Consider the following 15,499-nt stretch of genomic DNA (forward strand, 5'->3'; position numbering starts at 1 on the left):
ATTACTGTTTCATCATTGCCTGACGGTAGTTAAGGATAGGCTCTTTTGCAGCCAGCACATCATCAACACGACCGATAGGTGTATTGTGTGGTGCTTCCAAAACTTCTTGTGGAGTTTCGCGAGCTTCACGTGCGATGGTGTGCATAATATCTATGAAACCATCAAGCGTTTTCTTGCTCTCGTTTTCGGTAGGCTCAATCATCATTGCTTCGTGGAAGAGCAATGGGAAATAGATAGTTGGAGCGTGGTAGCCATAGTCGAGCAAACGTTTTGCAACGTCCATCGTGGTAACACCTGTACTCTTATCTTTGAGTCCGTCGAATACAAATTCGTGCATGCAAATGCCTTCGATTGGCAGCTCGTAGTCGTCCTTCAAGCATTCTTTAATATAGTTTGCATTGAGTGTTGCGTAAGGACCTATCATCTTCAAGTTCTCCTTGCCCAGTGTCAAGATGTAAGTATAAGCACGCAAAGACACAAGGAAGTTGCCCATAAACTGTCCAACGTGCATATTGTTAAGGTTGTATTCAGCAGTTGTTTCTGGCAAATCAAGACCGAAACCTGCATCTGTTTTCACAACGTGTGGCTTTGGCAAGAACTCTACAAGATCTGCTCTTACACCAACAGGACCGCCACCAGGACCGCCACCGCCGTGAGGAGTAGAGAAGGTCTTGTGGATATTGATGTGCATTACATCAAATCCCATATCGCCAGGACGTGCAACACCCAACAGTGGGTTAAGGTTTGCTCCATCGTAATACATCAAACCGCCACACTCGTGAACCATTTTGGCAATCTCGGGAATATTTTTTTCAAACAAACCGAGTGTGTTAGGATTGGTCATCATCATACCTGCTATATCGTCGCCGAGCAATGGCTTTAAGTCTTCAACGTCTACAAGACCGTCCACAGTGCTCTTAACTTCTACTATATCAAGACCACAAACTGCTGCCGAAGCTGGGTTTGTACCGTGTGCAGAGTCAGGAATAATAATCTTCTTACGCTTCATATCGCCACGCTTTTCGTGGTAAGAACGGATAATCATAAGACCTGTAAGCTCTCCTTGTGCACCTGCAAATGGATTTACCGTAAAGTCTGCAAGACCAGAAATGTTTGAAAGAACATTTGCCAAACCATAATTAACCTCTAATGCACCTTGCACTGTGCTGATAGGCTGCATTGGGTGAATGCCTGTAAAACCAGGCATAGCAGCTACTTCTTCATTGATGGTAGGATTGTACTTCATTGTACAAGAGCCCAACGGATAGAAACCATTGTCTACACCGAAGTTATTTCCGCTATGGTTTGTATAGTGGCGCACAACTGTGAGTTCATCGCACTCAGGAAGTTCTGCGTCTTTTTCACGTTTCAAATTGCTTGGAAGCTCGTAGCTTCCAAATTCGTTTTTAGGTAGGCTATAAGCTTTGCAACCCGGTTGAGAAAGCTCAAATATTAAATTGCCATATAATCTATTGTTCATTTCTTCAATAATTTAAGTGTTTGTAAAACTTTGCTTAAAGTTCATTAGGTTAGAGAAGTGCAACAAGTGCTTCTATCTCTTCTTTCGTACGCTTTTCTGTTACAGCAACAAGGAGTTGGTCGTCGCCAACCTTTACACCTGGAAGGATTCCTTTTTCAATTGCTTTATCATAGAAAGCATCACGATTTTCAACTTTCACCAAGAACTCATTGAAGAATGGTTGATTATAAACCAACTGTGCTTTACCCGTTGCCACCATCTTATCGCATAGATAATGAGCCGCATCAAGGCTTATCTGTGCAGCTTCCTTGACACCCTGCTTGCCCATCATAGACATATAGATGGTAACATAAAGTGCCATTAAACTTTGGTTAGAACAGATATTCGATGTTGCCTTTTGACGACGAATGTGCTGCTCGCGAGCTTGCAAAGTAAGTACAAATACACGCTGTCCGCGTGAATCTTTTGTCTGTCCGACGATACGACCAGGCATCTTACGCATCATTTTCTGCGTACAGCTCATATAACCAGCATATGGACCACCGAACGCCATAGGCAAACCAAGGCTCTGAACATCGCCTACTGCAAAGTCAGCCCCCCACTCGCCTGGAGTCTTAAGAATAGAAAGGTCAGCCGCAACACTGTTTACAATGAACAAAGCCTTATTGTCGTGGCAGATGTCGGCAAAGCCAGTGAAATCTTCAGCAATACCATAATAGTTTGGTTGCTGAACAATAACGCCTGCTACACCACCCTCTGCGATTTTCGCTTCCAAGTCTTTCTTAGATGTTACACCATTCTCATTAGCTACTGAAACAAGGTTTACGCCATTGAAGTGTGCGTATGTTCTGAGCACTTCGACAATCTGTGGGTTGATAGTTTCAGAATATAAGACAGTGTTGCGCTTGCTTGATTGAGCGGCAGCCACCATCATTGCTTCAGCGGTAGCAGTAGAACCATCGTACATAGACGCATTGGCAACGTCCATATTGGTAAGTTCTGCTATCATACTTTGGAACTCAAAGATGTAGTGTAATGTACCTTGTGAAATTTCAGCTTGGTACGGAGTGTATGAGGTAAGGTATTCTGAACGACTTACAATCTGTGGAACAGCACTTGGTGTATAGTGGTCGTACACGCCTGCACCAGCAAAACAAGTCAGCTGTTGGTTCTTATCTGCCAACTTCTTAAAGAAGTTTCTTATCTCGATTTCACTCTTTGCTTCAGGAATATCGTATTCTCCCTTAAAGCGTAATGCTTCAGGAATACCCGCAAAAAGGTCTTGAATGTTTTTCACACCAACCTTATTGAGCATTGCCTGTGTTTCCTTTTCAGTATGTGGAAAGAATTTAAAATTCATATTTTTCGTATTTAATCATTTAGCTTTCACAAAGGAAATAGCTGTTTTCTTCCGCAAAAACCTACTTTGAGAAGGAAAACAGCTATAAACTTTATAAAGAATGCTTGTTTATAAACTATTTTGCGCAGAACTCTTCGTAGCCCTTTGCGTCCATGAGGTCGTCGAGTTCAGACTTGTTTGTAAGTTCTACCTTGAGAATCCAGTTTGCGTATGGGTCTTGGTTTATAAGCTCAGGTTGGTCTTCAAGTGCCTCGTTTACCTCCAACACCTTGCAAGAAACAGGTGAGTTGAGGTCAGAAGCAGCCTTAACACTTTCTACTGCACCGAAGCCTTCTTCTGCTTCAAATTCATCATCAGCCTCTGGCATATCAACGTAAACCACATTACCAAGTGCATGCTGTGCATAGTCAGTAATACCAATGTAAGCTACATCGCCTTCAACTTTTACATACTCGTGTGACTCTGCATAGTAGAGTCCTTCAATTACTTTTGCCATTTTATGTTTATATTTTTATTAATTTTTTGTTATTATATATATAAGGTGGGAATGTACTGGCATAGCTACATTCTCACCTTGTGTTTTTTACTTAACGTAGTGTGGGTCGTAAAACTTCTTCTTACCTACTGTTGCAGGGAAGAACTTCTTGCGAATCTGTATTTCTACACGGTCTTCCATCTTAATATCAGCATCAACCAATGCCACAGCACAGCTTCTTTCAACAGAAATAAGCTTGTAGCCAGTTGTTATCTCGCCCACTTCCTTACCGTCTTTAAATACTTTATATCCGTTGCGTGGAATTGCATTATCGTCCAACCATAAGCCGCGGAGACGCTTCGTTACGCCTTCGGTCTTCTGCTTTAATAATGCTTCTTTGCCAAGGAAGTTCTCTTTGTCGAACTTCACAAACATTGACAAACCTGCCATTATTGGGTTAATCGTCTCAGAAAGTTCGTGTCCATAAAGTGGCATACCAGCTTCAAAGCGCAATGTATCACGGCAACCAAGACCGCAAGGTGTAGCACCAGCTTCCATCAGCTTATCCCACATCTTAACAATATATGCAGGCGCACCATAAAGTTCAAAGCCATCTTCGCCCGTATAACCTGTACGAGAAATGATAATGTCTTCGCCTTCGTGCTGTGCTTTCTTTACTTCGTAGAACTTCAAGTCAGAGCAAGCAATGCCAAGCTTATCCTGAATAATCTTTTCTGCTTCAGGTCCTTGAATAGCAAGCTGACCATATTTCTCGCTATCATTAATGAGTTGAATATCGAAACCTTCTGTGTGTTTCTTTATCCATTCGTAGTCTTTTTCGATGTTGGCAGCGTTTACAGTCAGGATAAATTCGTTCTCGCCAACCTTACAAATGCAGGTATCGTCTACCACACCGCCGTCTTCCATACAGAACATACCGTAAAGCACCTTGCCTACGGCTAAGCCTGTAACGTCGTTAGTGAAGATATAGTTAACGAATTTCTCTGCCTCATTGCCCGAAACGACAATTTCGCCCATGTGAGACACATCAAAAACGCCGCAATGCTTTCTTACAGCATTGTGCTCATCAATAATACTTGAATACTGAATTGGCATATCGAAACCACCAAATGGTGAAATCAATGCCCCTAATGCTACATGCTTGTCATAAAGGCATGTTCTTTTGTTCTCCATAATTGCTTTAGAATTTTATTTTTTGTGCTGCCCTTTGATTGTTTCATCATTGGTTCAGCTATTGTTTGATTTAGGTTGGGATACCTCCCAATTTTCTTGCGATGCAAATATAATAAAGTTTTTTGGAAAACACAAAAAAATCAGAAGAATTAATATCACATTTTCTTCATTGTTTATTTAAGGTGCATTCTTATGATTAACGCCTCGAGAAAGCTTTTTATGCGTAGAAAGAGTTTTCATTTTACACCCCTGTATTTCCTCACTTTAAAGGCAAAAAGAAGACTAAAAAAGTATAAATGTTTTTCATAATCATATCTGTCACGTAATCACCTTGCTACCAACGTGTTACAAAACCTATTGTTTTGCACTCTAAAAGCGGCTCTTTTGCACGGTAAAAGCGTAGGTTTTGCATCGCAAAAGAGCCGCTTTCGCGGTTCATCGCATAATTGCGTTGGTTTCATCATATAATCCGAGCAAGATTAACTCGAAGTATTTCTCATCTCTAAATCCATATGCCTTTCTCTTTATCATTTTTATCTTATTGTTTATTCCTTCGACTCTTGCATTGGATATTTGGTAATCATACCATGCTGATATTCCAGTTCTTCTGGCCATGAGTGAAGCCGCAGCCTTCTTGAAACAATAGAGCTTACTCTCTTGTGCCTGTCTGCACCAATACTCTAATTGTCTCAGAGCCTCTTCCTTGTTTTTCTGCATCCATATCTGATCTATGTCCTCATACAGGTAATATGCAGTGGCTAAGGGTTTGTTTGTTTCTAATATATTATCCAATCTCTTCTTATACTTCTTGTCTGATTTTTCAGGTTCCTTCCTCAGCAGTATCCATCTATTACCTTTTATGACCTTCCTCTGTTCCATATCAGTGGTTTGCTTATATACGGAGCGTCTGGTCTTGTCCATCGCTTGAGCTACGAGCTGTACGATATGGAACCTATCATATACATGTATCGCGTCGGGAGCATTTTGCCCTACTGAGGAAATGAATGCGGCGGAGAGGTCTGAGCTTACAACTTCTATCTTTACTTTCAATCTCTTTACTCTCCTCCAGAATTTTGCCAAGGCCTCCTTTGACCTCCCATTGCCTACATATACTATACGTCCTGTTTCGTGGTCAACGACTATTGTCTTATAAATCTGACCCTTATGGACAGCGAACTCGTCTATGCCTATGCATCTTAATCCTTTCAGATTGGGATTGCGGTAGTGTTTGTGCAGATGAGCCTTGTGGATATCTTTTACAACATGCCAGTTTATCCTCAGATGCCTTGCCACCGCACTGATTGTAAGACCAAGGCGTAAAAGGTCCAGGATATAAGCCTGAAACTTCTTTGTATAACTTGCCTCTCCGTTGGTAAACGGTATTCTGGACTGAAAGACATGGTGACATTTCTTGCATTGGTAACGCTGAAGGGTCAAATGAAGTATCGTAGGAGTTGAGCCTACTGGTAAAGCACGGATATCACGATGGACCTTTCCGTATTTGATTAGTTTACGGCTACGACAATTAGGACAATGACAAAATCCTTTGGGATTATAGAATAAGTTTAAAAATAATCGCTTATCTTTGTAGACAGAACCGCTGAAGGTATAGTCCTTGACACCCTGAAGATGGTTTAATAGGCTTGCATTCATTTCTTGATAGGTTGGTCTCTACAAAGATATGAAATGTGAGTCTATTTTATGTGATAATCTAAACAAACCAACGCAATTATGCGATGAACCGATTTAACACGTTCCTAACACCCAAGAAATTGCAATGTAGGTATAACGTGAGTTCGATATAAGAAATTTCTCCAATATATTATCTATAAGGCATTTAGAGATTTAATAAACCCAAAATAAAGAAATAATCTTATAATTCGAGTATTTATTACCACTTAAAAGAGATGCAGTGAGGTATTTTATCTAATCAAGTCCATTTTAAGAAGAATAGACAATGACTTAATATACTTATAATCAAAAAGAAACGGAATATTTTCATTTAATTCTTATATCGAACTCACGTTAGGTATAAGAAACGTACTCAATCACGCCCCTGCAATGTAACAGCGATTTGACATAAAAATCACTATGATTTTGTAAAGATAGTTTTATTAAAAAGTGGCAATTGCGTTTTGACATTGCAAAAGCGTAGGTTTTGCGATGCAAAAGAGCCGCTTTTACCGTGCAAAACCTACGCTTTTGGAACGCGAAACAATAGGTTTTACAACACCTTGATTATGAGGTGGTTAAACAACAATCACGCTTGCGAAAAATATTTACAGCATTTTCGCTTTATTTCCGCCCCCTGAATATGTTAAAACTACCCAATAAAAAAAGCACGACAAATACGAAATGTACTTGCCGTGCCTTTATTTATATTATGTGTAATATAGTTTCTTTAGAAGCGGTATCCCACTGTCAATAAGATTTGTCCTTTATTGTTATCAACCTTTGTTCCAGCTGCTTCGTTGGAATACGATGTGGTTTTACCTGTTGCAGTGTCTTTTACATCGAAGTTCATCGTAGAGAAAGGATAGAAAGTTCCCTTCTGTGCGCTGTATTGATAAGCCAAATCGATGTTGAATTTGTTCACTTGATAGCCTACACCGAATGTAAATCGATTGGTTGCTTCCCAATTAACGAAGTCGGTTGCAGACGAATAGCTACTGCCAGGAGATACAACCGTTGGGTCTTTTTGTGCGTCCTTGTTGTACTTAGGACTAATGTAGTTGTAACCTAAACGCAGTGCGAAATCGTTTGTTGGTTTAAATTCGGCACCCATCTTCAATGTACTTACCCCTTGCAAGGCTTGCTCGGTGTGCTTGTTCATACCTTTATCGGGCGATGAAGTTTCAAAATACTCGTCGTAAAGTCCATCGTAATAGCCTCCATCGTTTATGCGTGTGTTGGTTGAAGCGTGGTCTTCGTACTCGTATGTCAAGCCCAATGCAAGGTAGTTGCCCACAGTATGGCCGAGCGAAACACCAAACTTCCAAGGTGTCCACATCTTATAATCGTATTTGTTAGGCACTTCGCCCCAGTCGTTCTTGCCACCGGTGTTGGTGTTTCTGTCAATACGGGTTGTATTTTCGGTAGTCAAATCATACCAAGTAGGAGTCTTCAGGTATGCACCAAAGCGGAAAGGAGATTCCAATGCTGGGCGCACAATAATACCTGCGGTAAGGTCGAAACCTGTACCGGTAATACGACGAATGTCGCGAACCGTTACATCGCCAACTCCGTTAGACAGCTTTTCGGCGTATCTGCTTTCTGATTCGTAGTTCACGTCCTTCAATCCGAAGGTTACACCAAGGTACACTCGGTCTTCAATGCTACCACTGATATTGAAGTCATAATTACCTATATAGCCTGTATTTGCCTTATCAAAGACATACGAATCGGCAAGATAGCTCTTGAAGTCGCCCTCTTTCTTTGCGTTTGGCAACAGCGTGTTGAAGTACAAATAGTCTAATTGGCTCCACGTCCACGAAACATTGTTGCTCTTGGGGTCTACGAAACCTGTATATAGATTATTCTTCTTGCGAACGTCAAAGCCGCCATAGCTTTCCGAACCAAGCACGTGCTTCAAGTAAGACTGGTGGTTTTGCGAACCGTTTCCTAATCTGCCGCTTGCATTCAGTATATAGTCGAAGTTCTTACCCTTGCTGTAATTGAATCCAAAGTTTATATTTGAACGGTAAGACGCACGTGTTGAATATACAAAACCTATCTGGTCGAAACTTGTATTGGTCTTTTTACCGTTGGCAAACTCCTTGCCGTTGGTCTGCATAAGCAAGCCACCGCTCACCGAAAGCGTATTGCGACGGAACAAACCGACACCTGCAGGGTTGGTTCCTATGGTAGAAATATCAGCTCCTAAGGCTTCCATTGCTCCACCCATACCTACATAGCGGGCTGTACCGTGAAGGTCGTTGCCCGTCAAACGAGCGTTCTCGTATGTTTCCTGTGCTGCTGCAGGCAACGAAAACAATGTTGCTGCAAGCAAATAATGATGTATTTTCATAATTATATTTCTGTTTTTGACCTGTTAAACTAACTTTTCTATTATAAAAAGCAAGATTTATTATCTACGACCACCGAAGCCGCCGCCACCCGTATGTGAACCGCCACCACTGCGTGAACCACCGAAACTGCCACCGCCTACCGAGTGTGAAGGACCTCTTGATGGGCTCGGGTTGTAGTTACGGGGTGTTTCACGTTGGTTGCCGAACGAGTTTCTGTTATCAAATAATTCTCTTCTTGGCGATATTTCAGACTTTCTGTCGCGAGAAAGCGTGCCAAAACTGTTGCCTCTGTTGTTAGAAGAGCTATTCCTTTCAATCACAACTCGGTTTCTTGAGTTGCCAAACTGACCACTGCGTGCGTTCATATTACCGAACGAACGTGGAGAATCGACATTACGAGGTTGTCCGTTATAGACAGAGCCTCTGCTTCCAAAGCTGCCGCCGTATGCACCACCCCAATGGTTAGCCGTACCCGAGTGTCCTCCAGCGTAGTTGTATCTGATGTAAGGTCTTGCGTAACCGTAATAGTAGTAAGGGTATCCCCAACCGTAATAGCCGTACCCCCAAGGGTCATACCAGCCACTGCGGTAACGGTAATACCAAGGATCGTAATAGTCCATATACCACGGATCGTAGTAACCCCAGTACCATGGACTCCAGCTTCTGTACGAATAACGGAAGCCATAATGCGGATAGTCATAGTACCAAGGGCTGTAATAGCCGTAGAAATCGTCAAATCTACCTAACCGACGGCTATATGCGAAGTCGTCTTCGGTATTCTCAAAATAGCGGTCGAACTGATAAATCGTATCTATTCGATATACACCGTCTTGAGTTTTATACTGTACAATATCGTTTCCTAACGAGTCTTGACCTATTTTTCTATAGGCTTTATCCAACGCATTCCTACGGTTGTATTCGTTGTCCGACTTGCTTATGCCACTGTAATAAGCGTATCGGTGAGTTTTCTGAGCATCTTTATACTCACGAACCGACTCTTTCGACGGTGTGAAATACACATCGTCTTGCGCCAACAAGGCTGTTGGTAAGGCAAGAGCCATAACTGAAAGTAGAACTAACTTTTTCATATTATTACCTCCATCTCTTTCTTTAATATCTGTTTTCCTTCTGTTTTCTTTTCCATCTGATGCAAAAATACTACATCTTATTGTGCAAATATACGGATTTTCCCTAACTTAATATAGGTTTTTCCCTATTTTTTGAGTGTTTCAATACTTCTTGAAGTCATATTGTAAAGCACAAAGAGACATTTTCATTGCACGCATTTCAAACATTTTAAGTATATTTGCACAATCATAAGAAATAGACATGAAAAGAATAATTACTACATCGTTATTAGGCATTGCATTGACAACACCCATCTTTGCACAAACAAACGGCCAACAACAAGAAAGAAACAATCGGTTACTAACACCTCCAAGTGTTCCCGAAAAGTACGTTCCTACTGCTGAAAACCTTGCAGCACGCAAGAGGTTTGAAGGATTTCGCTTCGGAATATTCCTGCATTGGGGCATTTACAGCACCTTTGCACAAGGCGAATGGTACTTGAACGGCAAAATAAACAAAGACGAATACGCCAAGGCTGCATCGGCTTTCTATCCATCGTATTTCGATGCCAATGCTTGGGTAAGTGCCATTAAGGACTCTGGAGCAAAGTATATTACTTTCACATCGCGCCACCACGACAGCTTCTCAATGTTCAAAACGAAGGAAAGCAACTACAATATCGTAGACGCAACACCCTTCAAGCGTGATGTGCTGAAAGAACTTGCCGATGCCTGCCATAAGCAAGATATAGACCTGCACATATATTATTCTATTCTCGATTGGATACGCGAGGACTATCCCATCGGCAGAACAGGTCTCTACACAGGCAGAAACCTAAAGCCCAACTACGATACTTACTTCAACTTTATGAAAGGACAAGTAAGCGAATTGCTCCACAACTACGGCAAAGTGGGTGCTATTTGGTTGGACGGTTATTGGGACCACGACAGCGACAGTATTCCGTTCGATTGGCGTATGGAAGAGTTCTACCGTTACATTCACGATATTCAGCCTGCCTGCTTGATAGGCAATAACCACCACATAACGCCAATAGACGGTGAGGATTTCCAAATGTTTGAGCGCGATTTACCTGGCGAAAACAAGGCAGGACTGTCTGGTCAGGCTATCAGTCGCCTACCTCTCGAAGCCTGCCAGACGATGAATGGCATGTGGGGATACAAGGTTTCAGACATCAATTACAAATCAACCAACCAACTTATAGAACTCCTCGTGCGTTCGGCAGCTAAGGGAAGCAACCTCTTGCTCAACATCGGTCCACAGCCAAACGGCGAACTTCCTGCGCTTGCACTCGACCGTTTGCAAGGCATTGGCAAATGGTTGCAACAGTATGGAGAAACCATTTACGAAACAATGGCAGGCGATGTGGCAGAAGCCGATTGGGGTGTGAGCACATCAAAGGGCAAGAAAACCTACCTACACATATTTAAACAAGACGCTGAAACCATTTCGTGCGCATTCTCGGCAAAGCCTAAACGCGTTATCGACTTCATTTCTCGCCAGCCACTTTCGCACAGTTACGACAAAAAAACAAAAACACTTACCGTCCACATCGACAACCATAAGAACGTCGTAGATTATGTAATAGAAATAGAGAAATAACGATTATGCCGATATTAGAAGTTTGCACAGGAAGCCTGCAAAGCGTTATGAACGCCGTAAAGGGCGGAGCACAGCGCATAGAACTTTGTTCTGCCCTCTCGCTTGACGGACTGACACCATCGTTGGGACTTATAAAAACGGTGCGCACACTGTTTCCTGAACTCACCATTCACGCACTTATCAGAGTGCGTGAAGGCGATTTCTGTTACACCGAAGAGGAAGTCAAGGCAATGGAAACCGACATTAAAGCCGTGCTTCCATACGCCGATGCGATTGTTTGCGGAGCACTAACCGCAGATGGCGACATAGACATTGCAACCACACGCCGACTGATTGACGCCTGCGAAGGAAAGCCATTTACGTTTCACCGTGCTTTCGATGTTTGCAGAAACCCACTGAAAGCACTCGACGAACTTGCAGCACTACACTGCACACGTGTACTGACATCGGGACAAACCCCTACTGCCGAAGCAGGCATACCTGCATTGAAAGAATATGTAAAGCACACTGAAGGACGTATGACCATCTTGCCAGGCGGCGGCGTTACGCCTCTGAATGCTAAAAAGATACTCGCAGAAACAGGGGCTACCGAGATACACGGGTCGGCATCGGGAATAGCAGAAAACGGCAGAAAAGAAACGCTTACCGAAGTAGTGGCACAGATTCTTCAAGAAATAAAGTAGTCAAAGCAACTTAAACTATTGAATACAACACTGTTAAACAGCAGTTGTTCATCTGCGAAAAAGTGGGCATAGCCTCCTCTTCTACCACTATCAATCTACTGAAACCGCTCTGCAATGTTATTGCAGAGCGGTTTGTTGTAGTGTTGCTGATACGCCACAATAACGTTGCCAAAGCAGGTTAAGCAAGTAATCTTGTAGATATTCTTTAGCAAGCCTCCTGTTGAAATAATGAGAGCTTTTCTGTTTAACTTTGTAAAGATAATTCTGTTAAAAAGTGATAACTGCGCTTTGACATTGCGAAAGCGGCTCTTTTGCGATGCAAAACCTACGCTTTTACCGTGCAAAACAGCCGCTTTTGGAACGCAAAACAATAGGTTTTGTAATTCACTGATGTATAAAGAGTTACACAATAGATATGCTTGCGAAAAATATTTACACATCTATTACCTTCTTTTTGCTCATAAAATAACGTGAGTTTGGTGTAAGAATTAGTCGAAGATACTGCACTTCTTTTTGATTATAGGCATATTAAAGTATCTTATAAATAATATACCTGCATAATTCTTACACCAACTCACGTTCGCCACAAGGCATACGCAAAACGCCCATCTTGCTGTTGAATGGCAAGATGGGCGTTATTCTTGATAGCACTTTGGCTATTTTAGCTGTGCTTACAACTTTCCTATAACTTTCAAAATCTGCTCACCTATATTAATTGTATAGCCTTGTTGAATATATACAACACGATTGAAGCTATCGCAAATCAGGAATATTGGGAGCGACGGACTTGTTAGTTTCATTTGCTCGCGTATTTCGCTTACAATCTTCTTATCAACATCTGTGCCCCATACAACGTTAGAAGGAAGGTTGTCGAACTCCTTGAAATTGAAGCGAGACAGATGGTCGGCATCTTCAAAAAGGAAAATCATCTTGCGTCCCCACTTCTCAAACTGCGCCTTATAGGTGCTGATGTCGCGCAAGGTATGGTTGGTTGGTTCTTGGTTTGGTGCAACAATGCCCACCATATAGTAGCCTCTGCCTGCCGTAGACAACAAGCTCTTGTCGGTGTTGGTCGCCATATCGTGGTAGATGTCTTCGGCATTGAAACTGCCAATCACCTGCACAGCATCTTCGCTTTCGCGCATCGTGAACGGCAAACGTGTTTCTCCGCCAGCCTTTATCGTGAACAAATGGGTTTCAGCCAACACCTGTCCGCTTGCCATACGTGTACCCGTAATGAGCATATAGGTGCCTTCTTCTAATTCAGCACCTTTCTCAAAGTCGGCTTTCCACGTAGCATCTTCTGGATAAGTAAGAAGCTGTGCAACACCATTTTCTATTTTACTCAACGTGAAATGGCTGTAATATTTAGGGTTATCGTTATACTTTGTCGGCTTGTATGCTAACAACAACTTACCCTTTGGCACACTCTTTTCAGCCTGTTTGCCGTCAAATTCCACATCTACCCAAGCACCGTTGGCATTGTATTGCAGTTTTCCGTTGATTTCATTGATGCGTGCAGGGAAACCTAAACTGCGGGCAGCAGCTACAAAGAAGATTGCCCTACCCAACTTGTCGGTTTTCTTTTCGCGCCAAACACTCATAGGCAGCATACGCAATCGTTGTGGGTTGTGGGTCTCATCAATTACGATGTTCGACTTACACCACGCTATAAGAGCTTGCGGAGTCTTTATATTTGCCATCTTTTCTGCCAAGAAATGGCGATAAGGCGATAGCCATTCTATTTCTATACGAGGGTTCATTACGTACTTGCAATAGAGTTCCGAAGTGTTTGTTTCGGCAACTTCGTGGTCTTTCAACACCTCTAACTGCACGTCGCGAAGGTCTTTTTCCGAAATAACATCTAACAGACGCTGTGCCATTTCCTTATTCTTCGCCTCGCGCAAGAAAGTCTGAATGGTTGCATAATTGCCACGCGACTTGTCTTTCATCGTAGCTTCGTATGCCTGACGGATAGAGTCTTCGTAAGCTAAACGCTTTGTATTTTCTGCTCGTTGTGCATCGGTAACATTCGGAAGAACAGTGCTTATCGATGGTGGCGTAATGTCCCAAGTCTTTGTTTGAGGCAATCCGTTGCGCTTTAACACAAGGCGCAGTTCCTTGGTCTTGCCAAACGAAACCTTGTCAATGCCTACCTTGCCGTCTTTAGATGCCCAGACTATCATATCGCCCTTACCTGCTGTAAGCGTAGCCACACCGTTGTCGTTGGTTGTTTTCTTTGCAACAGAGTAAAATTCGGCATAGTTGTAGAGTTTAAATTCCACCTTTGCGCCTTTCACACGCTTGCCGTTTTCGTCTACAACTACTACTTTTACCTCTGCCGTAGGCGCATAATTGCTGATTACATTTATCTCCGTGTAGAGCGGAGTCTTGCTCATTACTTCTTCAGGACCATCGTAATCGCCAAACACTTTCGTGTGCATAAGCATACCACGAGAGGCACTTTCGTTGAACCAACCTAAGTTAAGAATAGGCTCAGGCTCGCACGCTCCGAGGAAATACCATTTACCGTCTGCCCACGCTTCTACCCATGCGTGATTATCGTCGGTATGCGCCCAACGTGGCGTATACACTTGTCGGGCAGGTATGCCAACCGACCTGAGAGCGGCAACGAGGAAGGTACTCTCTTCGCCACATCTGCCGTATGCCGTGCAAACCGAAGCCAACGGACTGCTTGTGCGGCCATCAGTCGGACGATAGGTAACTTTTTCGTGGCACCAATGGTTCACTTCCAAGATTGCATCTTTCATCGAAAGATGCTTCACACGGTTCTTTAGTTCTGCGTAAAACACTTTGCGGCTTTCGTCCAAGTTCTCGTTGTTCACACGAACAGGCAGCACAAAATGTTTAAACTCGCGTTCGGGAATGGTCTTTCCCCACGGCATTTCACGGCGTGCCTGCAATGTCAGCGCAATGTTTTCCTCGTAAAAAGCTTTGCTATAATCGGTTTTGTCGGGCAAAGCCATGTACTTATAAAGGAAATTCAAATAATTTGTTTCAGGTTTTACAGCCGTCTTTACATCTCCTTTCTGACGATTGCAAAGATTGCTTGCACTGCTACCACCACTCCAACAAAAGGCTAATGCCAGCAAAAATAGAATGTTTTTTCTCATTTTAGTAAAATTCAGACGAGCCTGAAATAAGCTCAAAGTGATTTAGATAATATTGTTTTAGGCAAAATTACACTTTTTTATTGAGTAAGAAAAATTATATAATATCTTTTTTCAAAAACACTTCAATTCTGTTTCTCCTACATTCTCCACCTTATATTTATAAAGGAAAAGACAACAATAAAAGTGTTAATATTTTTCGCAAGAATAGCTATCACATAACTCTCTCTGTATCAACATACTACAAAACCTATTGTTTTGCATTCCCAAAGCGTAGGTTTTGCACGGTAAAAGCGGCTCTTTTGCATCGCAAAACCTACGCTTTCGCAACGTCAAATCGAAACTATCATTTTTCTTCGGAATTATATTTACAATATGTTCGCTATATAGCCAGTTTCATAAAGCAGCGAAACAGATTAATGCATTGCCTTTTTTACCGATTTAAATATTTTATTTGTAC

General features: G+C 42.3%; 11 protein-coding genes. 3 read left to right on the forward strand and 8 right to left on the reverse strand.

Annotated features, from left to right (window positions below; genetic code table 11):
- Position 1 precedes the first annotated feature (1 nt).
- The 7 genes from gcvPB to BWX39_RS06455 form a co-directional block, all read right to left on the reverse strand.
- Positions 2-1,480 (reverse strand): aminomethyl-transferring glycine dehydrogenase subunit GcvPB, encoded by a 1,479-nt coding sequence (gene gcvPB, locus BWX39_RS06425; RefSeq protein WP_028906102.1) that lies wholly within the window; start codon positions 1,478-1,480, stop codon positions 2-4.
- 49 nt (positions 1,481-1,529) lie between these two features.
- Positions 1,530-2,840 carry an aminomethyl-transferring glycine dehydrogenase subunit GcvPA gene (gene gcvPA, locus BWX39_RS06430; protein ID WP_028906103.1) on the reverse strand — a complete coding sequence of 437 codons (1,311 nt, stop codon included), beginning with the start codon at positions 2,838-2,840 and terminating at the stop codon, positions 1,530-1,532.
- 115 nt (positions 2,841-2,955) lie between these two features.
- The gene (gene gcvH, locus BWX39_RS06435) at positions 2,956-3,336 is read right to left on the reverse strand and encodes a glycine cleavage system protein GcvH (RefSeq protein ID WP_014709948.1); all 381 of its coding nucleotides are present in this window, start codon (positions 3,334-3,336) and stop codon (positions 2,956-2,958) included.
- Between the two features lie 87 nt (positions 3,337-3,423).
- Positions 3,424-4,509 carry a glycine cleavage system aminomethyltransferase GcvT gene (gene gcvT, locus BWX39_RS06440; protein ID WP_028906104.1) on the reverse strand — a complete coding sequence of 362 codons (1,086 nt, stop codon included), beginning with the start codon at positions 4,507-4,509 and terminating at the stop codon, positions 3,424-3,426.
- A gap of 435 nt (positions 4,510-4,944) precedes the next feature.
- Positions 4,945-6,162 carry an ISL3 family transposase gene (locus tag BWX39_RS06445; protein ID WP_076123280.1) on the reverse strand — a complete coding sequence of 406 codons (1,218 nt, stop codon included), beginning with the start codon at positions 6,160-6,162 and terminating at the stop codon, positions 4,945-4,947.
- Positions 6,163-6,910: 748 nt separating this feature from the next.
- On the reverse strand, positions 6,911-8,536 hold the full coding sequence (locus BWX39_RS06450) for a PorV/PorQ family protein (RefSeq protein ID WP_028904971.1): 1,626 nt from the start codon (positions 8,534-8,536) through the stop codon (positions 6,911-6,913).
- 60 nt (positions 8,537-8,596) lie between these two features.
- Positions 8,597-9,625 carry a hypothetical protein gene (locus tag BWX39_RS06455; RefSeq protein ID WP_028904972.1) on the reverse strand — a complete coding sequence of 343 codons (1,029 nt, stop codon included), beginning with the start codon at positions 9,623-9,625 and terminating at the stop codon, positions 8,597-8,599.
- Between the two features lie 241 nt (positions 9,626-9,866).
- On the opposite strand from BWX39_RS06455, the gene BWX39_RS06460 reads away from it, so the two are divergent.
- Genes BWX39_RS06460 through BWX39_RS12120 form a run of 3 tightly spaced genes read left to right on the forward strand, consistent with a single transcriptional unit; the run spans position 9,867 to position 12,090 of the window.
- Positions 9,867-11,225, forward strand: coding sequence for an alpha-L-fucosidase (locus BWX39_RS06460; RefSeq protein WP_028904973.1), 1,359 nt, complete (start codon positions 9,867-9,869; stop codon positions 11,223-11,225).
- 5 nt (positions 11,226-11,230) lie between these two features.
- Positions 11,231-11,908 carry a copper homeostasis protein CutC gene (locus BWX39_RS06465; RefSeq protein ID WP_028904974.1) on the forward strand — a complete coding sequence of 226 codons (678 nt, stop codon included), beginning with the start codon at positions 11,231-11,233 and terminating at the stop codon, positions 11,906-11,908.
- A gap of 44 nt (positions 11,909-11,952) precedes the next feature.
- Positions 11,953-12,090, forward strand: coding sequence for a hypothetical protein (locus tag BWX39_RS12120; RefSeq protein WP_154650382.1), 138 nt, complete (start codon positions 11,953-11,955; stop codon positions 12,088-12,090).
- A 489-nt stretch (positions 12,091-12,579) separates the two neighbouring features.
- On the opposite strand, the gene BWX39_RS06475 is transcribed toward BWX39_RS12120, so the two are convergent.
- Positions 12,580-14,895 (reverse strand): transglutaminase domain-containing protein, encoded by a 2,316-nt coding sequence (locus BWX39_RS06475; RefSeq protein ID WP_370446765.1) that lies wholly within the window; start codon positions 14,893-14,895, stop codon positions 12,580-12,582.
- Positions 14,896-15,499 lie beyond the last annotated feature (604 nt).

This window comes from Prevotella intermedia ATCC 25611 = DSM 20706 (assembly GCF_001953955.1).
In the GTDB taxonomy this organism is placed as follows: domain Bacteria; phylum Bacteroidota; class Bacteroidia; order Bacteroidales; family Bacteroidaceae; genus Prevotella; species Prevotella intermedia.